The sequence below is a fragment of the Streptomyces sp. NPDC058246 genome, assembly GCF_042881985.1.
In the GTDB taxonomy this organism is placed as follows: Bacteria; Actinomycetota; Actinomycetes; order Streptomycetales; family Streptomycetaceae; genus Streptomyces.
Map to the genome: position 1 here is coordinate 170,626 of NZ_JBHVWZ010000007.1, position 22,107 is coordinate 192,732.

16 protein-coding genes are annotated in these 22,107 nt (G+C 72.1%); 8 read left to right on the forward strand and 8 right to left on the reverse strand.

Annotated features, from left to right (window positions below; translation table 11 throughout):
* Window positions 1-134: 134 nt before the first annotated feature.
* The 5 genes from trpM to lgt all read left to right on the forward strand — a co-directional run bounded on the left by trpM (window position 135) and on the right by lgt (window position 4,907).
* Complete coding sequence (gene trpM, locus ACFVXA_RS13300) at window positions 135-380, forward strand: tryptophan biosynthesis modulator TrpM (protein WP_362031790.1); 246 nt, start codon at window positions 135-137, stop codon at window positions 378-380.
* A 366-nt stretch (window positions 381-746) separates the two neighbouring features.
* A complete protein-coding gene (gene trpB / locus ACFVXA_RS13305; protein WP_362031744.1) occupies window positions 747-2,033 on the forward strand; it encodes a tryptophan synthase subunit beta in 1,287 nt (428 codons plus the stop codon).
* Window positions 2,030-2,845 carry a tryptophan synthase subunit alpha gene (gene trpA / locus ACFVXA_RS13310; protein ID WP_390025001.1) on the forward strand — a complete coding sequence of 272 codons (816 nt, stop codon included), beginning with the start codon at window positions 2,030-2,032 and terminating at the stop codon, window positions 2,843-2,845. The genes trpB and trpA overlap by 4 nt, the downstream gene beginning before the upstream one ends.
* A gap of 128 nt (window positions 2,846-2,973) precedes the next feature.
* Entirely contained in the window at window positions 2,974-3,750 is a 777-nt protein-coding gene (locus tag ACFVXA_RS13315; protein WP_362031748.1) for a thioredoxin domain-containing protein, read from the forward strand.
* 164 nt (window positions 3,751-3,914) lie between these two features.
* Window positions 3,915-4,907, forward strand: coding sequence for a prolipoprotein diacylglyceryl transferase (gene lgt / locus ACFVXA_RS13320; protein ID WP_389758456.1), 993 nt, complete (start codon window positions 3,915-3,917; stop codon window positions 4,905-4,907).
* A 176-nt stretch (window positions 4,908-5,083) separates the two neighbouring features.
* Here the strand turns inward: lgt and ACFVXA_RS13325 are convergent, their stop codons facing one another.
* The 7 genes from ACFVXA_RS13325 to ACFVXA_RS13355 all read right to left on the reverse strand — a co-directional run bounded on the left by ACFVXA_RS13325 (window position 5,084) and on the right by ACFVXA_RS13355 (window position 13,608).
* Window positions 5,084-5,923 carry a CoA ester lyase gene (locus tag ACFVXA_RS13325; protein ID WP_362031752.1) on the reverse strand — a complete coding sequence of 280 codons (840 nt, stop codon included), beginning with the start codon at window positions 5,921-5,923 and terminating at the stop codon, window positions 5,084-5,086.
* Entirely contained in the window at window positions 5,920-7,143 is a 1,224-nt protein-coding gene (locus ACFVXA_RS13330) for a CoA transferase (RefSeq protein ID WP_362031754.1), read from the reverse strand. The genes ACFVXA_RS13325 and ACFVXA_RS13330 overlap by 4 nt, the downstream gene beginning before the upstream one ends.
* Window positions 7,140-8,042, reverse strand: coding sequence for a ribokinase (gene rbsK, locus ACFVXA_RS13335; RefSeq protein ID WP_390025003.1), 903 nt, complete (start codon window positions 8,040-8,042; stop codon window positions 7,140-7,142). Before rbsK ends, ACFVXA_RS13330 begins: the two co-directional genes overlap by 4 nt.
* Window positions 8,039-9,472 (reverse strand): ADP-ribosylglycohydrolase family protein, encoded by a 1,434-nt coding sequence (locus ACFVXA_RS13340; protein ID WP_390025005.1) that lies wholly within the window; start codon window positions 9,470-9,472, stop codon window positions 8,039-8,041. The genes rbsK and ACFVXA_RS13340 overlap by 4 nt, the downstream gene beginning before the upstream one ends.
* Window positions 9,460-10,632, reverse strand: coding sequence for an ADP-ribosylglycohydrolase family protein (locus tag ACFVXA_RS13345; RefSeq protein ID WP_390025007.1), 1,173 nt, complete (start codon window positions 10,630-10,632; stop codon window positions 9,460-9,462). Before ACFVXA_RS13345 ends, ACFVXA_RS13340 begins: the two co-directional genes overlap by 13 nt.
* A 7-nt stretch (window positions 10,633-10,639) precedes the next feature.
* Complete coding sequence (locus ACFVXA_RS13350) at window positions 10,640-12,034, reverse strand: ADP-ribosylglycohydrolase family protein (protein WP_390025091.1); 1,395 nt, start codon at window positions 12,032-12,034, stop codon at window positions 10,640-10,642.
* Between the two features lie 263 nt (window positions 12,035-12,297).
* On the reverse strand, window positions 12,298-13,608 hold the full coding sequence (locus ACFVXA_RS13355) for an ADP-ribosylglycohydrolase family protein (protein ID WP_390025009.1): 1,311 nt from the start codon (window positions 13,606-13,608) through the stop codon (window positions 12,298-12,300).
* A gap of 286 nt (window positions 13,609-13,894) precedes the next feature.
* Between ACFVXA_RS13355 and ACFVXA_RS13360 the strand changes: the two genes are divergently transcribed.
* The 3 genes from ACFVXA_RS13360 (at window position 13,895) to ACFVXA_RS13370 (ending at window position 21,044) form a co-directional block, all read left to right on the forward strand.
* Complete coding sequence (locus ACFVXA_RS13360) at window positions 13,895-14,626, forward strand: VIT1/CCC1 transporter family protein (RefSeq protein ID WP_362031765.1); 732 nt, start codon at window positions 13,895-13,897, stop codon at window positions 14,624-14,626.
* Between the two features lie 366 nt (window positions 14,627-14,992).
* Window positions 14,993-19,591, forward strand: coding sequence for a glutamate synthase large subunit (gene gltB, locus ACFVXA_RS13365; RefSeq protein WP_362031767.1), 4,599 nt, complete (start codon window positions 14,993-14,995; stop codon window positions 19,589-19,591).
* A complete protein-coding gene (locus ACFVXA_RS13370) occupies window positions 19,584-21,044 on the forward strand; it encodes a glutamate synthase subunit beta (protein WP_362031769.1) in 1,461 nt (486 codons plus the stop codon). The genes gltB and ACFVXA_RS13370 overlap by 8 nt, the downstream gene beginning before the upstream one ends.
* A gap of 167 nt (window positions 21,045-21,211) precedes the next feature.
* On the opposite strand, the gene ACFVXA_RS13375 is transcribed toward ACFVXA_RS13370, so the two are convergent.
* Window positions 21,212-22,081, reverse strand: coding sequence for a chitosanase (locus ACFVXA_RS13375; protein ID WP_390025011.1), 870 nt, complete (start codon window positions 22,079-22,081; stop codon window positions 21,212-21,214).
* Between the last annotated feature and the right edge of the window lie 26 nt (window positions 22,082-22,107).

Below are 22,107 nucleotides of genomic sequence, written 5' to 3' on the forward strand. Positions count from 1 at the left end.
CCGCCTCGCTCCGTCCGGGCCTGCGCCCCGACGGGGAGCCGGCGCGCGTCGGGTCGGCTGCGCCGGCCTTCGGCCGTGGCGACACCCACGCCGGGCCGGCCGATCCGGGCTCGGCTCAAGGGGGCCCGTACGCCGTGCGCCCCTGCGGGCAGCGGCCCCTCGCTCAGCTTCCGGGCGCTTCGGCGGCCCGGGATCCCTACGCCCGCCTTGCCCGCGGCTGCCGTCCGCGGGGCTGCCGGGCGCCTGCACGGCGTGTGCACGGGCGCCGGGTTCGCTATGTCATCGGTGACGAGCCGGGTCAGGTCAACGGCATGCGATGGCCCGCGCGCGTACGCGCGCTCGCGCTCTCTCCGGCCTGCCGCACCCTCCGGGTGCGCTGAGCCGGGTCCGGCAGCGCCGGTGCCGCCCCGCCGTCGGCTCGGGCTTCGCCCGGTTCCTCACGGGTGGCCCCGGTCGGTCATGCACCGCCGGTCAGCGCCGTAGAGCCTCTCGCCGTCGTGGCGGGAAGACCCACCTGCCGCTGATTCCGCTCAGCGGCACGGCACCGGTTCCTGTGCGGGCCCGGCCGTGCCGTGGATCGCCAGGGTCGGTCGGTGCGGGCTCCGCCCCTTGTGGGTGGGCCGGAGGCCGGCCGTGGCACCAATGGGGCCGGTGTGGGGAGCGTGAGGTGTGCGAGGTACGCGTACGTGGCTAACGTGAATCTGTCCGACCTGTAACCGGGGCTGTCGCCCCTGCGAGGTAACCGCATGCCCAGCGAGTTCTTCATTCCCGACCCCGAGGGTCAAGTCCCCAGCGCCGAGGGCTACTTCGGCGCGTTCGGCGGCAAGTTCATCCCGGAGGCGCTGGTCGCCGCCGTGGACGAGGTCGCCGTCGAGTACGACAAGGCGAAGGCGGACCCCGAGTTCGCCCGCGAGCTCGACGATCTGCTCGTCCACTACACCGGACGCCCGAGCGCACTCACCGAGGTGCCCCGCTTCGCCGAACACGCCGGTGGCGCCCGGATCTTCCTCAAGCGCGAAGACCTCAACCACACCGGCTCCCACAAGATCAACAACGTGCTCGGCCAGGCCCTCCTCACCAAGCGGATGGGCAAGACGCGCGTCATCGCGGAGACCGGCGCCGGACAGCACGGGGTGGCCACCGCCACCGCCTGTGCGCTGTTCGGGCTCGAGTGCACCATCTACATGGGCGAGATCGACACCCAGCGCCAGGCCCTCAACGTGGCCCGCATGCGGATGCTCGGCGCCGAGGTCATCGCCGTGAAGTCCGGCAGCCGCACGCTGAAGGACGCCATCAACGAGGCGTTCCGCGACTGGGTGGCGAATGTCGATCGCACCCACTACCTGTTCGGGACCGTGGCCGGGCCGCATCCCTTCCCGGCCATGGTGCGCGACTTCCACCGGGTCATCGGAGTGGAAGCGCGGCGACAGATCCTGGAGCGCGCGGGACGGCTTCCCGACGCCGCGATCGCCTGCGTCGGCGGCGGCTCCAACGCCATCGGGCTCTTCCACGCCTTCATCCCGGACACGGACGTACGCCTCGTCGGCTGCGAGCCCGCCGGACACGGCGTCGAGACCGGTGAGCACGCGGCCACACTGACGGCGGGCGAGCCGGGCATCCTGCACGGTTCGCGGTCGTACGTCCTCCAGGACGAGGAGGGCCAGATCACCGAGCCCTACTCGATCTCGGCGGGTCTGGACTACCCGGGCATCGGACCCGAGCACTCCTACCTCAAGGACAGCGGTCGCGCCGAGTACCGCGCGGTCACCGACGACGCGGCCATGCAGGCCCTGCGCCTGCTGTCGCGCACCGAGGGCATCATCCCGGCGATCGAGAGCGCCCACGCGCTCGCCGGAGCCCTCGAGGTCGGCAAGGAGCTGGGCAAGGACGGGCTGATCATCGTCAACCTGTCTGGCCGCGGTGACAAGGACATGGACACGGCCGCCCGCTACTTCGGCCTGTACGACACCGACGCCGCCGTGGCGGCGGACGAGGCCGGCCACGGCGCCGAGATCGAGGGGGACGCCAAGTGAGCGGCAACATCCAGCTGTTGAGCGACACCCTCGCCGGCGCCAAGGCGGAGGGGCGGTCCGCTCTCATCGCGTACCTCCCGGCCGGCTTCCCGACCGTCGACGGCGGCATCGCGGCCATCAAGGCCGTCTTCGACGGCGGCGCGGACATCGTGGAGGTCGGTCTGCCGCACAGCGACCCCGTCCTCGACGGCCCCGTCATCCAGACCGCCGACGACATCGCCCTGCGCGGCGGCGTCAAGATCGCGGATGTGATGCGCACGGTCCGGGAGGCCCACGCGGCCACCGGGAAGCCCGTGCTCGTCATGACCTACTGGAATCCCATCGACCGCTACGGCGTCGAACGTTTCACCGCCGAGCTGGCGGAAGCGGGCGGGGCGGGCTGCATCCTGCCCGACCTGCCCGTCCAGGAGTCGGCCCTGTGGAGGGAGCACGCCGAGAAGCACGGCCTCGCGACCGTCTTCGTCGTCGCGCCCAGCAGCAAGGACGCCCGGCTTGCCGAGATCACCGCGGCGGGTTCCGGCTTCGTGTACGCGGCGTCGCTGATGGGCGTCACGGGCACCCGGGAGTCCGTCGGGGAACAGGCCCAGGACCTGGTGCGGCGCACCAAGGCCGGCACCGAGCTGCCCGTCTGCGTCGGTCTCGGCGTCTCCAACGCCGCCCAGGCCGCCGAGGTGGCCGGCTTCGCGGACGGCGTGATCGTCGGCTCGGCGTTCGTGAAGCGGATGCTGGACGCGGAGGACGAGGCCGCGGGCCTCGACGCGGTACGGGCCCTCGCGGGCGACCTGGCGAAGGGCGTGCGCGGCACCCCGTGACGAACGCTCGTCCACGTACGTACGTGACGAACGCTCGTCCACGTACGTAACGGACAATCCGCTCACCCGAACGGGTGGACCTGGGACCGGGGAGGCGCGCTGCGCCTCCCCGGTTCGTTCTGCCGGATGTGAGCGAGAAGAACCGTGACGGAAAGCGCACCGCCCGCGAGCGGATGGCGGTCGAGCGAGAGAAGCAGAAGGCCACGGAGAAGCGCCGGCGAGCGCTGATCGTGGGGGCGTCGGTGGTCTGTGTCCTCGGCCTGGCCGCGGTGGTGGGCGTGCTGGCCGCCAACTCCGGCAAGGACAAGAAGACCGGCGCCTCGGGTCCGGTCGTATCGCCCTCGGGGGCGATCGGCAAGGACAGTCTCGCGATCCCCGTCGGCAAGGACGCCGCCAAGTCGACCCTCACGGTGTGGGAGGACTTCCGCTGCCCGGCCTGCCAGGCCTTCGAGACGGTGTACCGCCCGACGATCCACGAGCTGGTCGACTCCGGACAGCTGAAGGTCGAGTACCACCTCGCCACCCTCATCGACGGGAACATGGGCGGCAGCGGCTCCCGCCGTGCGGCCAACGCCGCGGCTTGCGCCCAGGACGCCGGCAAGTTCTCCGCGTACCACGACGTGCTGTACGAGAACCAGCCCAAGGAGACCGAGGACACCTTCGCCGACAACAGCAAGCTCATCGCGCTGGCGGGCAAGGTCGACGGCCTGGACACCCCGGCCTTCCAGAAGTGTGTCAACGACGGCACGCACGACAGCTGGGTCGTGAAGTCGAACAGCGCCTTCCAGAGCGGTGGCTTCACCGGCACGCCGACCGTGCTGCTGGGCGGCAAGAACATCTACGCGGACCAGACGATGACCCCCGCCAAGCTGAAGCAGATGGTGGAGGCGGAGAACAAGGCCTGAGGGTCTTGTCGGCCCCGATGCCCGGGCCCCCGTAGGCCTCGATGCCCGGCCCCCGTCGGCCCCGATGCCCCCGGCCCCCGTCGGCCGGGGGCATCGCACGTTATGGACCCGTTGCCGGGCTGCTTGCCGTCGGTGGTGCCCGGCACGGTAGCGTCGACCCTGCCATGGAACTTGCCTACATTCCCAGCCCGTCGCGCGGTGTGCTGCACCTCGGCCCCATTCCGCTGCGCGGCTACGCGTTCTGCATCATCATCGGCGTCTTCGTAGCCGTCTGGCTCGGCAACAAGCGCTGGATCGCCCGGGGAGGGCGGGCCGGCACGGTGGCCGACATCGCTGTCTGGGCCGTCCCCTTCGGTCTGGTCGGCGGCCGGCTCTACCACGTGATCACGGACTACGAGCTGTACTTCAGCGCGGGCCGTGACTGGGTGGACGCCTTCAAGATCTGGGAGGGCGGACTCGGTATCTGGGGCGCGATCGCGCTCGGCGCGGTGGGCGCGTGGATCGGCTGCCGCCGCCGTGGCATCCCGCTGCCCGCCTGGGCCGACGCCCTCGCGCCCGGCATCGCCTTCGCGCAGGCGATCGGGCGCTGGGGCAACTGGTTCAACCAGGAGCTGTACGGAAAGGCGACGGACCTTCCCTGGGCGCTGCACATCACGTCCTCCACGGACGGGCGGGTGCCGGGGTACTACCACCCGACGTTCCTGTACGAGTCCCTGTGGTGCGTCGGTGTCGGCTTCCTCGTGATCTGGGCGGACCGCCGGTTCACGCTGGGGCATGGGCGGGCGTTCGCGCTGTACGTCGCCGCGTACTGCGTCGGCCGTGGCTGGATCGAGTACATGCGCGTCGACGACGCTCACCACATCCTGGGCCTGCGTCTCAACGACTGGACCGCGATCGTGGTCTTCCTCCTCGCGGTGCTGTACCTGGTCGTCTCCTCGCGCCGACGTCCTGGCCGGGAGGAGATCGTGGAGCCGGGTGTGGACGGGGATGCGGATGCGGATGCGGATGCCTCCGGCGACGATGACGGTGCGGCCGCTGTCGGTGAGGGTGACGGCGAGGCCGCTGTCGGCGAGGTCGAGGGCGACCCCGCCGACCTCGACAAGCCGGGCGCCGACCTCGACAAGCCGGCCGACGCCGAGTCGGCCAAGAAGAGCTGAGTTCTTCGCCCCCTCCGCCCCTTCCCGTCCCGTATCCGGGGGCTGCCGCCCCCAGACCCCTGCTTCGGCCTGGACGGCCTCGTCCTCAAACGCCGGACGGGCTGACAATCAGCCCCTCCGGCGTTTGAGGAGCGGGGTCTGGGGCGGAGGGGGCGAGGAAAGCTGTGGCGGGTGCTTCAGCTCAAGCGGCGGGCCAGGGTCAGGGTGCGGTGGGCGCCGGTGACGACCGCGGCGTCGATGAAGCGGCCGTCGGGGAGGGCCTGGGCGCCCGGGGCGGTGGCGGCGGCCTGCACGACGGCCTCGGCGGAGTCGATCTCGGCAGGGGTGGGGAGGTAGGCCCGCTCGATGATCGGGAGCTGGCGGGGATGGATGGCCGCCCGGCCGAGAAACCCCAGAGTGCGACCGTGCGCGCAGGACGCGGCAAGCCCTTCGACGTCCCGGATGTCCGGGTAGACCGACTGGGGCGGCGGCGGAAGGCCCGCCGCCCGGGCGGCCACGATCACCCGGGCGCGGGACCAGTCCAGGCCCGCGTCCTCCCGTACGCCCAGATCGGCCCGTAGATCGGCCTCGCCGATGGAGACGCCGCGGAGCGCCGGGTGCGCGGACGCGATGGCGAAGGCGTGTTCTACGGCGAGCGCGGTTTCCAGGAGGGCGTAGAGAGGGATCGCGCCGCCCTCGGCGGGGGCGGCGCCCTCCGCGACCCGGACGACGTCGTCCGGCGAGGTCACCTTGGGGAGGCGGAGTCCGGACAGGCCGGCGAGCGGGGACAGGGTCTTGAGGTCGACCTCGGCGAGGGGGCCGTCGAGGGCGTTCACGCGCACGTGGACGGGGACGGGCGGCGGCTCGGAGAGGAGGTCCGCCGTGGCCGCGCGGGCGTACTCCTTGCGGTCGGGGGCGACCGCGTCCTCCAGGTCGACGAGCACGATGTCCGCGCCGCACGCGAGGGCCTTGGCCACCACCTCGGGCCGGTCCCCGGGGACGTACAGCCAGGTGAGGGGCAGGAAATCCGGGGTCACAGGGCCCCCTCCGCTCGCAGCGCGTCGATCTCGGGCCCCGTCAGGCCGAGTTCGGCGAGCACCGGCTCGGTGTCCGCGCCGTGCGGGCGGCCCGTCCAGCGGATCGCGCCGGGGGTGGCGGAGAGCCGGAAGAGGATGTTCTGCATGCGCAGGGGGCCCAGGTCGGGGTCGTCGATCGTGGTGATCGTGTCCAGGGCCGCGTACTGCGGATCGGTCATCACCTCCCGTACGTCCTGGATGGGGGCCACCGCCGCCTCCGCCTTCTCGAAGGCCGCCAGGACTTCGGCACGGGTGCGGAGGGCGATCCACGCCCCGACCGCCTCGTCGAGGACATCCGTGTGCAGTGCCCGGTCCGCGCCCGTGGCGAACCACGGCTCGTCGATCAGCTCCGGGCGGCCGACCAGGCGCATCACCCGCTCGGCGATCGACTGTGCCGACGTGGAGACCGCGACCCAGGAGCCGTCCGCCGTGCGGTAGGTGTTGCGGGGCGCGTTGTTCGCGGAGCGGTTGCCGGTGCGCGGCTGGACGTGGCCCAACTGGTCGTACCAGATGGGCTGCGGTCCGAGGACGGTCAGGATCGGTTCGATGATCGCCATGTCGACGACCTGGCCCGCGCCGGTGCGGTCGCGGGCCGTCAGGGCGGTCATCACCGCGTACGCCGTCGCCAGGCCCGCGATCGAGTCGGCCAGGCCGAACGGCGGGAGGACAGGGGGCGTGTCCGGTTCGCCGGTGATCGCCGCGAAGCCGCTCATCGCCTCCGCGAGCGTGCCGAAGCCGGGGCGGTGCGCGTACGGGCCGAACTGGCCGAAGGCGGTGACCCGGGCGAGGACCAGACGGGGGTTCGCGGCCGACAGCTCCTCCCAGCCCAGGTCCCACTTCTCCAGGGTGCCGGGGCGGAAGTTCTCGATGATCACGTCGGTGGTGGCGGCGAGCCTGAGCAGGGTCTCGCGGCCGCCGCGCTTGGACAGGTCGAGCGTGATCGTGCGTTTGTTGCGGCCGAGGAGTTTCCACCACAGGCCGATGCCGTCCTTCGAGGGGCCGTGGCCCCGGGAGGGGTCCGGCTTGGCCGGATGCTCGACCTTGATGACCTCCGCGCCGAAGTCGCCGAGCATGGTGGCGGCGAGCGGTCCGGCGAAGAGGGTCGCGAGGTCGAGGACGCGCAGGCCGGTCAGCGGGCCCTGCTCCGCGTGCCCGCTCGTGCGGGGCGCCTGCCCGCTCATGAGGTGCGCCGCGACGCCTGGGCGTCGATCTCGGAGCGGTGGGGCATCGAGGAGGACGCCCCGGGCCGCTGCACCGACAGCGCGGCGGCCGCCGACGCCCATGCGAGCGCCTCCGGCATCTCACGGCCCTCGGCGAGCGCCACCGCGAGGGTGCCGACGAAGGTGTCGCCCGCGCCGGTCGAGTCCACGGCGGTCACCTGGGGGGCGGGCACGGGCAGAGGTGCGGCGCCCCGGGCCGCGTACAGGCAGCCCGCCGCGCCCAGCGTGACGACCACTTCCGGGACCTGGTCGAGGAGCGCGGCGGCCGCCTCGCGCGGATCGGTGACACCGGTGAGCGCGGCGGCCTCGTGCTCGTTGGGCACCAACAGGTCGACACAGGAGAGGAGTTGGGGCGACAGGGCCTGGGCGGGGGAGGGTGTGAGGACCGTGCGTACGCCGTGGCGGCGCGCGGCCTCGGCGCCCGCGAGGACCGCGGCCAGCGGGATCTCGAGCTGGAGCAGGAGCGCGTCCACGGTGGCGATCAGGCCCTCGTCGCCGGGGGCGAGGGCGGTGACGGTGCCGTTGGCGCCGGGGACGACGACGATCGCGTTGCCGCCCTCGTCGTCCACGACGATGTGCGCGGTGCCGGACGGGCCCTCGGTGGTGCGCAGATGGTCGGTGTCCACGCCCGAGTGCTCCAGCGTGGAGCGCAGCTGGCTGCCGAAGGCGTCCGCGCCCACCGCGCCGATCAGCGAGACGTCCGCGCCCGCGCGGGCCGCGGCCACCGCCTGATTGGCGCCCTTGCCGCCGGGGATCGTACGGAACTCCCGTCCCGTCACGGTCTCTCCGCGCTGCGGGGCCTTCGCGACGTACGCGACGAGGTCCATGTTCGTGCTGCCGAGTACGGCGATATGGGTCATGGGCGACGGGTCTCCCGGTGCGTGAGGTGGGCGAGCGAGTCGAAGCCGACGCCGTTGAAGTCGGCGATCGAGGTGGCGAGGCGGTTCTTGAGGGGGCTGGTCCACCGGTCGGGGAGGGCGCCGGGGTCCCCGGCGAGCAGGCCCGCGATGCTTCCGGCGGTCGCGCCGTTGGAGTCCGTATCCCAACCGCCTGATACCGCACGGCAGATGGAGCCGGAGAAGTCGCCGTCCGCGTGGGTGAGGGCGGCGGCGATCAGGGCGGTGTTGGGCAGGGCGTGGACCCAGTGGTAGGCGGAGTGAGTGGTGTGCAGTTCGTCGACGACGGTGTCGAAGTCCGTTGTCGTACGGGCGAGTTGGATGGCGTGACGGACCGCGTGGGCCAGCCGGGAGGCCGGGGGGACGACGGTGAGGCCGGTGCCGAGGCAGGCGTGCACGTCGCTCGTTCCGGTGGCCGCGGCGGCGATGGTGGCCGCCGTGAACATCGCCGCGTAGACGCCGTTCGCGGTGTGCGTGAGGGTGGCGTCGCGGTGGGCCTGTTCCGCGGCGGCGGCCGGGTCGCCGGGGTTCGTCCAGCCGTGCACGTCCGCGCGGATCAGGGCGCCGATCCACTCGCGGAACGGGTTGCGGTGGCGGGCCGTGTGCGGGGGTTCGATGCCGGAGAGGAGGTTGCGGTAGGCGATGCGTTCCGCGGTGAAGGTACGGCCGGCGGGGAGTTCGTCGAGCCAGAGCCGGGCGACGTCGGTGGTGGTGAAGTCTCTGCCGTGGCGCTGGAGCAGCAGGAGGTTCAGCAGGGGGTAGTTGAGGTCGTCGTCCTCGGGCATGCCGTCGATGTTCTCGGCGAGGGAGGTTCGGGCGGAGCGTTTGTTCCACGGGTGCGTGCGGAGGAGGGCGGCGGGGGCGCCGCGTGCGGTGAACCACGTGTGGAGGGGCCAGTTTCCCGTGGCTCGGGCGAGTTCTCGGATCCCTTGCAGGGGGAGCTTCTCCACGGGTTTGCCCAGGAGGCAGCCGACCGCTCTGCCCAGCCAGGCCGCTTCCAGGCGGCCCTGGGTGAGGACCGGGGTGGGAGCGCGCCCCGGCGTCGGCGGGGTGCCGCTCTCCGCGGGCGGGGCGTCGCCCCTGGCGGCCCGCATGCCCACGGTTGCCTCGGTCGGCCAGTTCGGGCAGCGGGTCCTGATCTTTTCCAGGTCCGTCGGTTCCTGGTCCGCCAAGGTGCCGGGCAGGTCCGCCAGTTCGTCCAGGAGGTCGTTCGCCAGGACTCGGAGGTAGGGGGAGGCGGGGGTGGGGGACGCGCCGGCGCGCAGGGGCGCCTCGTGGCCGCCCGCCGCTCGCCAGCGGGACGCGATGGTGGTGGGCTCGCGGCCGTCCTGGCAGGCCTGGTGGAGTTCGTGGCCGAGGAGGTCCTCGGGCTGGACCCAGGTCAGTCGGAGCATGGGGTTCCCGCCAAAGTCCCGTACGCTGACTCATGGGCGCGGCGTCGGCGTACGTCCCGCTCGAAGATCTCCCGGGTCACCTCCGCCAGGGTCCGCGCCGGGGCGTCCAGGTCGAGGCGGCTCGACTCGGCCACCGTCTTCGCCCAGTCGTGCGGGACCTCGGAGCCGAGGGCGCCGGCGAGGGCGCCGGACATGGTGGCGATGGAGTCGCAGTCGCGGCCGTAGTTGACCGAGCCGAGGACCGCGTGCCGGTGGTCGCCGGCCGCGACCACCAACATGCCCAGGGCGATGGGCAGTTCCTCGATGGAGTGCAGGCGGGAAGGGCGACGGGCGCCCAGGGAGGGGGCACGGTAGTCGGGTCCGACGGTGTCGTAGGGGGCCACCGCCTCCCGGAGCGGGGTCAGCGCCGACTCGAAGTCCGAGTGGCGGGCGGCGACTTCGCAGACCGCCTCGATGGCCGACCGTGTGCCGTCCTTGGCCAGGGCCAGACAGGCGGCCACGACGGAGTCGGGGGTCGCCCCGGGCGCGCAGGCCGCCGCCACCGCCGCCGCGAAGACCCCCGCCGCCTCGCGGCCGTACGACGACTGGTGGGCGCCCGCGATGTCGAGCGCCTCGGCGTACGCGGCCGCCGGGTTGGCCGCGTTGACCAGGCCGACCGGGGCCATGTACATCGCGGCACCGCAGTTGACGATGTTGCCGTTGCCCGCCTCGCGGGGGTCCACATGGCCGTAGTGGAGGCGGGCCACCAGCCATTTCTCCGCGAGGAAGATGCGTTGGAGCGGGAGGGCTTCGGCCTCCAGTTCGGGGATCCAGCGGGGCGTGCCCATGAGGTCGGGGACCAGGTGCTCGGCGATCGCGTACGCGTCGAGGTGGTCGCGGACGGTGGCGTACACCCGTACCAGCGCATGGGTCATCAAGGTGTCGTCGGTGACGTGCCCGTCGCCCTTGTGGTACGGGGCGATGGGGCGGGCCGTGCGCCAGTCGTCGCCGTTCCAGGGGCCGACGATGCCGTGGACGCGGCCGCCATGGCGGTCGGTGATCCGCTCGGGGGAGTACCCCTCGACGGGGCCGCCGAGCGCGTCGCCGACGGCGGCTCCGACGAGGGCTCCGGTGATCCGTTCGTCGAGGGTTCCTGATCCTTCTTCTCGTTTGGGCGTCATGCCCGAATCATCCCTCTGGGGTGGCCAGTTCCGTCGCTTCCAGCAGATCGGCGAGTCCGATCAGATCCGTCCCGGTCAGCCGGGGCAGCGCGCAGCCGGAGAGGGTGCGGCAGGCGTCGCGCCAGGCAGCGGGGATCGCGTCGCCGCCGCCCAGCGCGCCGGTCAGCGCGCCCGCGAGGGCCGGGGCGGAATCGGCGACCCGGGACAGACAGGCGGCGGCGGGCACCGCCTCGGCGATCCGGCCGCGTGCGGCGGTGGCCAGGGCGAGGGCGACCGGGACCGTCTCGGCCGCCGCGATGCCGTAGCTGTAGACGTGGTCCACGATCTGGTGTTCCAGAAGGGGGACCAGGGCGAACGTGCCCTCGCCGGCGCGGGCGAGCCTGAGCGCGTGCCGGGTGTTGCGGCCGATCTCCGTCGACTCGGGGAGTTCGGCCAGGGCGGCCTCCACGCAGGCGTCCACGTCGGCACCGGCGAGCGCCAGGGCCAGCGCCGCGGCCATGGCACGGGCGCCGTGCACGCCGTCGCCGTCCTGGGTGTAGCGCGCGTCGAACTCGGCGAGTTCCGCGGCGAGTCGGGGGTCGCCCGGGTGCGCCACGGCCAGCACGCAGGCCCGTACGCAGGCCGCGTCGTCGAAGTAGTGCGGGTTGTCGTGACCGGTGGCCGGCGGGCGCAGGCCGGTGGCGAGGTTGCCGAGTCCGGCCCGTACGGAGATCCGGGCGCGGAGGGGGAGCAGGGCGGACTCGACCTCGGGGGCGCGTTCGGCCGCGGCGGCCACCTCGCTGGCGATGGCGTTCCACGACAGGTCGATGGAGGCCCGCATCCGCCGTTCCCGGCTCAGGTCGCCGAGCGCAGCGCCCTCACCGGCCCGCAGGACGGCCTCCGCCGCGAACGCCGCCCACTCCGCGTCGTCCGAGGGGCCGAGCCGCAACGGCTCCGGCGGCTGGTTCAGCGCGATGGGTACGGGGAGCGTCGTGGTCGCGTTCTGCTCCGCGAACGTGTCCAGCTCCCGCGTCAGCCGCCGCGTCCACTCGGGCATCCGCGCGGCCCGGTGCCGGGCCGCGGGCCACCCGGCGGCATCGCCCGCGGCGAGCCCGAGCAGGAGCCCCTCGATACGCCGCGGACGCGTCCGCGAGGACACCGCCGTGCCGGTTTCCTCCGCCCGGGGCCTGTCCGGGCGGGGGGACACCGCTGTGCCGGTTTCCTCCGCCAGGGGCCTGTCCGGGCGGGGGGACACCGCTGTGCCGGTTTCCTCCGCCAGGGATCTGTCCGGGCGGGGGGACACCGCTGTGCCGGTTTCCTCCGCCAGGGATCTGTCCGGGCGCGGGGACACCGCCGTGCCGGGCCGCTCGGTGCGGGGTTCTGTCGCACGTGGTGTCGCTGCGCCCGGTACCTCCGCGAGCATCTGGCCGATGCCGGGCACGTCCGTCGTGGGGTGTGTGGTCGTGGGGGGCTCCGTGGTGTGGGGCTCCGTGGTGCGGGGGTCCGTCGTGCGGGGCGCGGTCGTGGGGGACACCGCAGTGGGGGACTCAGGGGTGCGGGATTCCTCCGCGCGGAGGTCGTTCACGGCGGGGGTTGCCGTGTCGGCCCCCGTGGAGCCCGCCTCCGTCGCGGAGGCGCCCCCCGCCCCGTCTCCCACGCCGGGTTCGTCCCCGACCAGGCCGGGCCTCATGGCCGTACCTCGTCGTCCTCGGCGGTCAGGAGGTAGGCGTCCGCGACGGGCAGCGCATCCGCCTCGGGGAACGCGGAGGCATGCGCGTAGGGCAGTACGTAGACGTCCGGGCGGACCGCCGACCACCTGCCCCGGGGATCCCCTACGACCTCCCGCGCACCCCCGCCACGTACGACTTCCTCCGTACCCCCGCCGCGTACGACTTCCTCCGTACCCCCGCCGCGTACGACCTCCCGCGCACCCCCGCCACGTACGACCTCCCGCCCGCCCCCGCCCAGAAGCGGCCGCCCTCCGGCCGCCCACTTGCCGTCGTCCCCCGGCGTCAGCAGTTCCGCCACGTCGAGTACGTGGTGGCCCTCCATGGAGGGGAGGCAGCTGCCGCGTGCCGGGCCGATCGCGGCTGCCCAGGCGGGCGGGATGGAGGAGGCGCCGTGGGTGGCGCCCGCCAGGGCGCCCGCGACCGCGGCTGTCGTGTCCGCGTCGCGGCCCATGTTGACCGCGGTGAGCACGGAGTCGGTGAACGCGCCGTCGGCCGCCGCGTACGCGCCGAAGGCGAGGGCGACGGCCTCGGGGGCGAGGTCCGTCCAGGGGTAGCCGCCGATGACCACCGCGGAGCGGACCGCGCGTTCACCGCGGTGGGCGACGGCGACCGCCCGGCGCAGTGACCGGGCGGTCCAGGAGTCGTCCGGGATCACCGCGAGCGCGGAGGCGACCACCGCGATGGTGGGGGCGCCCGCCATCGCCGCCGCGACGCCCGCCGCCACCGCCTGGCCGCCGTAGATGCCCTCGCCGTCGTGGCTCACCGAGCCGTCGATCGCGACCAGCCGGGCGGCCTCGGCGGGCCGGCCGGCCGCGAAGACGCCGAAGGGTGCCGCGCGCATGGCCAGGCCGTCGCTCCAGGCGTGCCGGTGCTGCGCCGAGATGGGGGCGGCCAGGCCGCGGCGGAGGTTCTCCAGCGTGCCGCGCTCGCTGAAGCCCGCGCCGCGGAACGGGCCCTCGTCCTGGTCCGCGATCCACTGGTGCCAGGCCGCCTCGACGTGGGCCACGGTGAGCGCCGAGCCGTGCCGGGCCAGCAGCAGCCCCGAGAAGATCGCGTACTCGGTGTCGTCCGTCCCGGCCGGGTGCTCGGCGACGTACCCCGTGATCCGGCCCCACTTCGCACGGATCTCCGACGGCTTCATGTTCTCGGCGGGTGCGCCCAGCGCGTCCCCGACGGCGAGTCCGAGCAGCGCGCCGCGCGCCCGTTCGCGGAGATCGGCGGCGTCCCCGGGCGCCGGGACCGAGGGAATGCAGGCGATGGAAGCCATACGTGCCTCTCCTCTCGGGGTCCCTGTCAGGGCGCGGAGCTCGATGCGCGGAGCCCGGCGCGCGGAACCCTTTGCGGATCTGTCCCACATTGGCGGTTGACAAGAGCCTCAGGAGCCCCAGCGTCACCCGGTCGACATCTGTGCATGATCGTCTACGGATGAGCGAAAACGCGTAAAGGTGCAGGTAAGCGCAGCCTTTCCTTGCTGGCGGCCAGGAAATTCCAGGCGTACTTTCGGAGTTGTCAAAAAGTGGAAACAGTCCAATCACGTGTCCTGGGGGACCGGCATGGCCATCATCGAAACCGAAGCGACACTGCACGAGGCGCACCGCGACAACCACACCCACCGAGACGTCAATGGAGGATGGCTGCGCCCGGCCGTGTTCGGCGCGATGGACGGGCTCGTGTCCAACCTCGCCCTGATGACCGGTGTCGCCGGCGGAGCCGTCTCCCACCAGACCCTCGTCATCACCGGGCTCGCAGGCCTCGCCGCGGGCGCCTTCTCCATGGCCGCGGGCGAGTACACCTCGGTGGCCTCGCAGCGCGAACTCGTCGAGGCCGAACTCGACGTGGAGAGAAGGGAGTTGCGCAAGCACCCCCAGGACGAGGAGCGCGAGCTCGCCCAGCTCTACGAGGCCCGTGGTGTCGAGCCCGAGCTGGCGCGGGAGGTCGCCAGGCAGCTCTCCCGCGACCCCGAGCAGGCCCTGGAGATCCACGCGCGCGAAGAGCTGGGCATAGACCCCGGCGACCTGCCCTCCCCGACCGTCGCCGCCGTGTCGAGCTTCGGCTCTTTCGCGCTGGGCGCCCTGCTCCCCGTACTCCCGTATCTGCTCGGCGCGACCGTTCTGTGGCCCGCGCTGCTGCTGGCGCTGATCGGGCTCTTCGCCTGCGGCGCGGTGGTGGCCAAGGTGACCGCGCGCTCCTGGTTGTTCAGCGGGCTGCGACAGCTCGCTCTCGGGGGCGCCGCGGCGGGTGTGACGTACCTCCTGGGCAGCTTCTTCGGTACGGCCGTAGGATGACGTGCTGAGCACTTATGCAAGGGACTGCATAAGTAGCTGTTACTCGGCGGTTTCGATCGCTTAACCACCGGGCATGAGCCGTAAGCGCTGTGGGCAATGAGGCCTGCCGCGCGCCCACGCGGCGGGCGACGTTGCCTGCTGCGCTCCGGGCCGACGGGCATGGATCTGTCCGCTTCGGTCCCCTTAACTCCACCGCTGCGCGCGGTACCCCCACCGCGACCCCGCGGTGTCCGCATGATGGAACGCGGTATCCGGTTCCCGAGAATCGCTCCATCATGTAACCTGCACGAAATTTTGCACCCCCAGCAGAGGGCCAACGTCGTCCCTCGGCAGATGTCATATGCCACGACGACGACGGGAGAGCCGATGCGTACACCGCGCCAGCCGTCCCAGCACTCCACGAACGGCCAGAAGTGGTCCTTCATGGATGCTCGCCCTGCTGCCCAGGGTATGTACGACCCCCGCAACGAGCACGACGCCTGTGGCGTCGGTTTCGTGGCCACCCTCACCGGCGAGGCGAGCCACGCGCTGGTCGAGCAGGCGCTCACCGTTCTGCGCAATCTGGAGCACCGCGGTGCCACCGGCTCCGAGCCCGACTCGGGCGACGGCGCGGGCATCCTCTCCCAGGTACCGGACGCCTTTCTCCGCGAGGTGGCCGGATTCGATCTCCCCGCAGCCGGTGCGTACGCCGTAGGCATCGCCTTCCTGCCCGAGGACGGCACAGCCGAAGTCGTCTCACAGATCGAGACGATCGCCGCCGACGCGGGCCTCACCGTCCTCGGCTGGCGCGAGGTCCCGGTCGCGCCCGAACTCCTCGGCGCCACCGCCCGCTCCACGATGCCCGTCTTCCGCCAGGTCTTCGTGTCCGACGCCGAGTCGGCCGCGGAGGGCATCGACCTCGACCGCAAGGCCTTCGTGCTGCGCAAGCGCGCCGAGCGCGAGGCCGGCGTCTACTTCCCGTCGCTGTCCGCGCGGACCATCGTCTACAAGGGCATGCTGACCACCGGCCAGCTGGAGCCCTTCTTCCCTGACCTGTCCGACCGCCGCTTCGCCTCCGCGATCGCGCTCGTGCACTCCCGGTTCTCCACCAACACCTTCCCGTCGTGGCCGCTCGCCCACCCGTACCGCTTCGTCGCGCACAACGGCGAGATCAACACGGTCAAGGGCAACCGCAACTGGATGGTCGCCCGCGAGTCCCAGCTGGTCTCCGACCTGTTCGGGGACAAGGGCCTGGAGCGGGTCTTCCCGATCTGTACGCCCGACGCCTCCGACTCGGCGTCCTTCGACGAGGTGCTCGAACTCCTGCACCTCGGCGGCCGCTCGCTGCCGCACTCCGTGCTGATGATGATCCCGGAGGCGTGGGAGAACCACGACTCCATGGACCCGGCCCGGCGCGCCTTCTACCAGTTCCACGCCACGATGATGGAGCCCTGGGACGGCCCGGCCTGCGTCACCTTCACCGACGGCACCCAGGTCGGAGCGGTCCTCGACCGCAACGGTCTGCGCCCCGGCCGCTACTGGGTCACCGACGAGGGCCTGGTCGTCCTCGGCTCCGAGGTCGGCGTCCTCGACATCGACCCCGCGAAGGTCGTCCGCAAGGGCCGCCTTCAGCCCGGCCGGATGTTCCTCGTGGACACCGCCGAGCACCGCATCATCGAGGACGACGAGATCAAGGCCGGCCTCGCCGCCGAGAAGCCGTACGCGGAGTGGCTGGAGGCCGGCGAGATCGAGCTCTCCGACCTGCCCGAGCGCGAGCACATCGTGCACACCCACGCCTCGGTCACCCGCCGCCAGCAGACCTTCGGTTACACGGAGGAGGAGCTGCGCGTCATCCTCGCACCGATGGCCAAGGCCGGCGCCGAGCCGATCGGATCGATGGGTACGGACTCGCCGATCGCCGCGCTGTCCGCCCGCCCGCGCCTGCTCTTCGACTACTTCACCCAGCTGTTCGCACAGGTCACCAACCCGCCGCTGGACGCGATCCGCGAAGAGCTGGTCACCTCCCTGCGTTCCTCCCTCGGCCCGCAGGGCAACCTGCTCGAGCCGACCGCGGCCTCCTGTCGTAGCGTCACCCTGCCCTTCCCGGTGATCGACAACGACGAGCTGGCCAAGCTCATCCACATCAACGCCGACGGCGACATGCCCGGCATGAAGGCCGCGACCCTCTCCGGCCTGTACCGGGTCTCCGGCGGCGGCGACTCCCTCGCCGCCCGCATCGAGGAGATCTGCACCGAGGCCGACGCCGCCATCGAGAACGGCGCCCGTCTGATCGTCCTCTCGGACCGGCACTCCGACGCCGAGCACGCGCCGATCCCCTCGCTGCTGCTCACCGCGGCCGTCCACCACCACCTCATCCGCACCAAGCAGCGCACCCAGGTGGGCCTGCTGGTCGAGGCCGGTGACGTCCGCGAGGTCCACCACGTGGCCCTCCTCATCGGCTACGGCGCCGCCGCGGTCAACCCCTACCTCGCGATGGAGTCCGTCGAGGACCTCGTCCGCGCGGGCACCTTCCTGCAGGGCATCGAGGCCGAGCAGGCCATCCGCAACCTGATCTACGCGCTCGGCAAGGGCGTCCTCAAGGTCATGTCCAAGATGGGCATCTCGACCGTCGCCTCCTACCGCGGCGCCCAGGTCTTCGAGGCCGTCGGCCTGGACCAGGCCTTCGTCGAGAAGTACTTCAACGGCACGGCGACGAAGATCGGCGGCGCCGGTCTCGACGTCATCGCCAAGGAGGTCGCCGCCCGGCACGCCAAGGCCTACCCGGCCTCCGGCATCGCGCCCGCGCACCGCGCCCTCGACATAGGGGGCGAGTACCAGTGGCGCCGTGAGGGCGAGCCGCACCTGTTCGACCCGGAGACGATCTTCCGCCTCCAGCACTCGACGCGCTCCGGCAGCTACGAGATCTTCAAGAAGTACACGGACCGGGTGAACGAGCAGTCCGAGCGCCTGATGACGCTGCGCGGCCTGTTCGGCTTCACCTCGGGCCGCCCGTCGATCTCCGTCGACGAGGTCGAGCCCGTCTCCGAGATCGTCAAGCGGTTCTCCACCGGCGCCATGTCGTACGGCTCCATCTCCAAGGAGGCGCACGAGACCCTCGCCATCGCCATGAACCAGCTGGGCGGCAAGTCCAACACCGGTGAGGGCGGCGAGGACGCGGACCGGCTGTACGACCCGGCGCGCCGTTCGTCGATCAAGCAGGTCGCCTCCGGCCGCTTCGGTGTGACGTCCGAGTACCTGGTCAACGCCGACGACATCCAGATCAAGATGGCGCAGGGCGCCAAGCCCGGCGAGGGCGGCCAGCTGCCCGGCCACAAGGTGTACCCCTGGGTCGCCAAGACCCGGCACAGCACCCCCGGCGTGGGCCTGATCTCGCCGCCTCCGCACCACGACATCTACTCCATCGAGGACCTGGCCCAGCTGATCCACGACCTGAAGAACGCGAACCCGCAGGCGCGGATTCACGTGAAGCTGGTCTCCGAGGTCGGCGTCGGCACGGTCGCCGCGGGTGTCTCCAAGGCGCACGCGGACGTCGTCCTGATCTCCGGCCACGACGGCGGTACCGGCGCCTCCCCGCTGACCTCGCTGAAGCACGCCGGCGGTCCCTGGGAGCTCGGCCTCGCCGAGACCCAGCAGACTCTGCTGCTCAACGGCCTGCGCGACCGCATCGTCGTCCAGACCGACGGCCAGCTGAAGACCGGCCGCGACGTCGTCATCGCCGCGCTGCTCGGCGCCGAGGAGTTCGGTTTCGCGACCGCGCCGCTCGTCGTCTCCGGCTGCGTCATGATGCGCGTCTGCCACCTGGACACCTGCCCGGTCGGCATCGCCACGCAGAACCCGGTGCTGCGCGAGCGGTTCGCAGGCAAGGCCGAGCACGTCGTGAACTTCTTCCGGTTCATCGCCGAGGAGGTCCGCGAGATCCTCGCCGAGCTGGGCTTCCGCTCCATCGAGGAGGCCGTCGGTCACGCCGAGGCCCTCGACGTGGCGCGTGCGATCGACCACTGGAAGGCGCAGGGCCTCGACCTGTCCCCGCTCTTCTACGTGCCCGAGCTGCCCGAGGGCACCCCGCTGCACCAGGTCGTCGAGCAGGACCACGGCCTGGAGAAGGCGCTCGACAACGAGCTGATCAAGCTCGCCGCCGACGCCCTCGCCGCGTCCAGCGCGACCGAGGCCCAGCCGGTCCGCGCCCAGGTCGCCATCCGCAACATCAACCGCACGGTCGGCACCATGCTCGGCCACGAGGTGACGAAGAAGTTCGGCGGCGCGGGCCTGCCCGACGACACCATCGACATCACCTTCACCGGCTCGGCGGGCCAGTCCTTCGGCGCCTTCCTGCCGCGCGGTGTCACGCTGCGCCTGGAGGGCGACGCCAACGACTACGTCGGCAAGGGCCTCTCCGGCGGCCGGGTGATCGTCCGCCCGGACCGGGGCGCCGACCACCTCGCCGAGTTCTCCACGATCGCGGGCAACACCATCGCGTACGGAGCGACGGGCGGCGAGCTCTTCCTGCGCGGCCGCACCGGCGAGCGCTTCTGCGTCCGCAACTCCGGCGCGACGGTCGTCTCGGAGGGCGTGGGCGACCACGGCTGCGAGTACATGACCGGCGGTCACGCGGTGGTCCTCGGCGAGACGGGACGCAACTTCGCGGCCGGCATGTCCGGCGGCATCGCGTACGTCATCGACCTGAACCCCGACAATGTGAACGTGGGCAACGCGGGCGCCGTCGAGGAGCTGGACGACACCGACAAGCAGTGGCTGCACGACGTCGTGCGCCGCCACGCAGAGGAGACCGGCTCGACCGTCGCCGAGAAGCTCCTCGCCGAGTGGGCCGTGTCGGTGGACCGCTTCAGCAAGATCATCCCCAGCACGTACAAGGCAGTGCTCGCCGCCAAGGACGCCGCCGAGCGAGCCGGGCTCCCCGAGTCCGAGATCACCGAGAAGATGATGGAGGCGGCGACCAATGGCTGATCCCAGGGGCTTTCTGAACCACGGCCGCGAGGTCGCCAGGACCCGCCCGGTGGAGGAGCGCGTCAAGGACTGGAACGAGGTCTACGTTCCGGGCTCGCTGCTCCCGATCATCTCCAAGCAGGCCGGCCGCTGCATGGACTGCGGTATCCCGTTCTGCCACAACGGCTGTCCGCTGGGGAACCTGATCCCCGAGTGGAACGACTACGCCTACCGCGAGGACTGGCAGGCCGCCTCCGAACGCCTGCACGCCACGAACAACTTCCCGGAGTTCACCGGACGCCTGTGCCCGGCCCCCTGTGAATCGGCGTGCGTCCTCGGCATCAACCAGCCCGCGGTGACCATCAAGAACGTCGAGGTCTCGATCATCGACAAGGCGTGGGACACGGGCGATGTCGCCCCGCAGATCCCCCAGCGCCTGTCGGGCAAGACGGTCGCGGTGATCGGCTCGGGCCCGGCGGGCCTGGCCGCCGCCCAGCAGCTCACCCGGGCCGGCCACACGGTCGCCGTCTACGAGCGCGCCGACCGCGTCGGCGGCCTGCTCCGCTACGGCATCCCCGAGTTCAAGATGGAGAAGCGGCACATCAACCGCCGCATCGAGCAGATGCGCGCGGAAGGCACCCGCTTCCGCACCGGCATCGAGATCGGCCGCGACCTCAAGGCGACCGACCTGCGCAAGCGGTACGACGCGGTCGTCATCGCCGCCGGTGCCACGACCGCTCGTGACCTCCCGGTCCCCGGCCGCGAGCTCAAGGGCATCCACCAGGCGATGGAGTACCTCCCGCTGGCCAACAAGGTGCAGGAGGGCGACTACGTGGCGCCCCCGATCACGGCCGAGGGCAAGCACGTCATCGTCATCGGCGGCGGCGACACCGGCGCGGACTGCGTGGGCACCGCCCACCGCCAGGGCGCGGCCTCGGTCACGCAGCTGGAGATCATGCCGCGCCCGGGCGAGGAGCGGAACCCGGGCCAGCCCTGGCCGACGTTCCCGATGCTCTACAAGGTCACCTCCGCGCACGAGGAGGGCGGCGAGCGCGTCTACTCCGTCTCGACCACCCACTTCGAGGGCGACGAGGACGGCAACGTCCAGTGGCTGCACCTCGCCGAGGTCGAGTTCGTCGACGGCAAGCTGAACCAGAAGCCGGGCACCGAGCGCAAGATCCCCGCCCAGCTGGTCACGCTGGCCATGGGCTTCACCGGGACCGACGTCGAGAACGGTGTGGTCTCGCAGTTCGGCCTTGAGCTCGACGCCCGCGGCAACATCGCCCGCGACGCCGACTTCGCGACGAACGTCCCCGGCGTGTACGTCGCCGGTGACGCCGGCCGCGGCCAGTCCCTGATCGTCTGGGCGATCGCCGAGGGCCGCTCCGCCGCCCGCGGGGTCGACCGCTTCCTCACGGGCGCGAGCGACCTCCCGGCCCCGATCCGCCCCACGGACCGCTCCCTGACGGTCTGACGACCACCGGCGATCCGACGCTCCACCCCGACAAACGTCCCGTACAACGGCGTACGGAACTGAACGCGGCGCCTGCCTTGTCCCCGACCGGACGGTGGTGGGCGCCGTGGTGCGTCCGCCGCCGGCACCCGCACTCACGGCACGTTTTCCGCCGCCGGTACCCGCACTCACGGCACCTTGTACGTCTCCCCGTACACCTTCCACTCCAGCGGCGTGCGCAGGTCCAGGTTTCCGGCGTACAGGAACTCGCGCTGGGCCGTGTCGATGCGGGTGGTGTCGCGGTGGGCGTCGGTGGACTTCATGGCGGCGCGGCGGATGTCGAGGAAGGCGTCGAGGTAGGCCTTTTCCGAGCCGCCCTCGGCGGGGGTGTCGGCCTGGGCCATGGCACGGGTGCGCAGGTCGTAGAAGCCGCCCGTGCCGGTGCCGGGACCGTGCATGACCATGGCGTCGTAGTAGATGAACTGGCCCAGCGTGCCCAGGCCGTCGAGTCGGGCGCGGCGCACCGCCGGGTCGAAGTAGACCCGGTCGCGTTCGGCGTCCTGGGCCGCGCGGAAGGCCGGGACCAGGGCCTCCTTCTTCCAGGCCGCCGGGAAGCCGTCGAGACCCTGGTGGGAGTCCGTGCCGTCGACCCGGCGCAGGGCGGGGAGGTAGCGGGCGAGGCCGCCTGCCGGGTGGTCCTCGGTGTAGCGCTCGACCAGCAGGAGCAGGTCATGGGTGCCGGTGCAGAACCCGATGATGCCCGCCGTATAGCCCTGGCCGTCGCCGATGTCCTCGATGTAGCCGTACGCGCTGCGCCAGTCGAGGGTCGAGTTCTCGGCGCTGGCCACGAGCTGCTGCGCGAGTTCCTTCTCGGCGGGGACGAACAGACCTTCGGGGGTCTTGGCCTTCGACTGACGTGTCGCGGACGGGCGCGTGGGCCGCGCGTCGTCGTGGAGGGCGGGCCGCGCGTCGTCGTGGAGGGTGGGCGTGAAGCCGTACACCGTCGCCGCGAGGACGACGGGTACGGCCACGAGCATCAGGACACCGGCGCGTTTCATGGCGCTCAGGGTAGGGCGCGGTTACG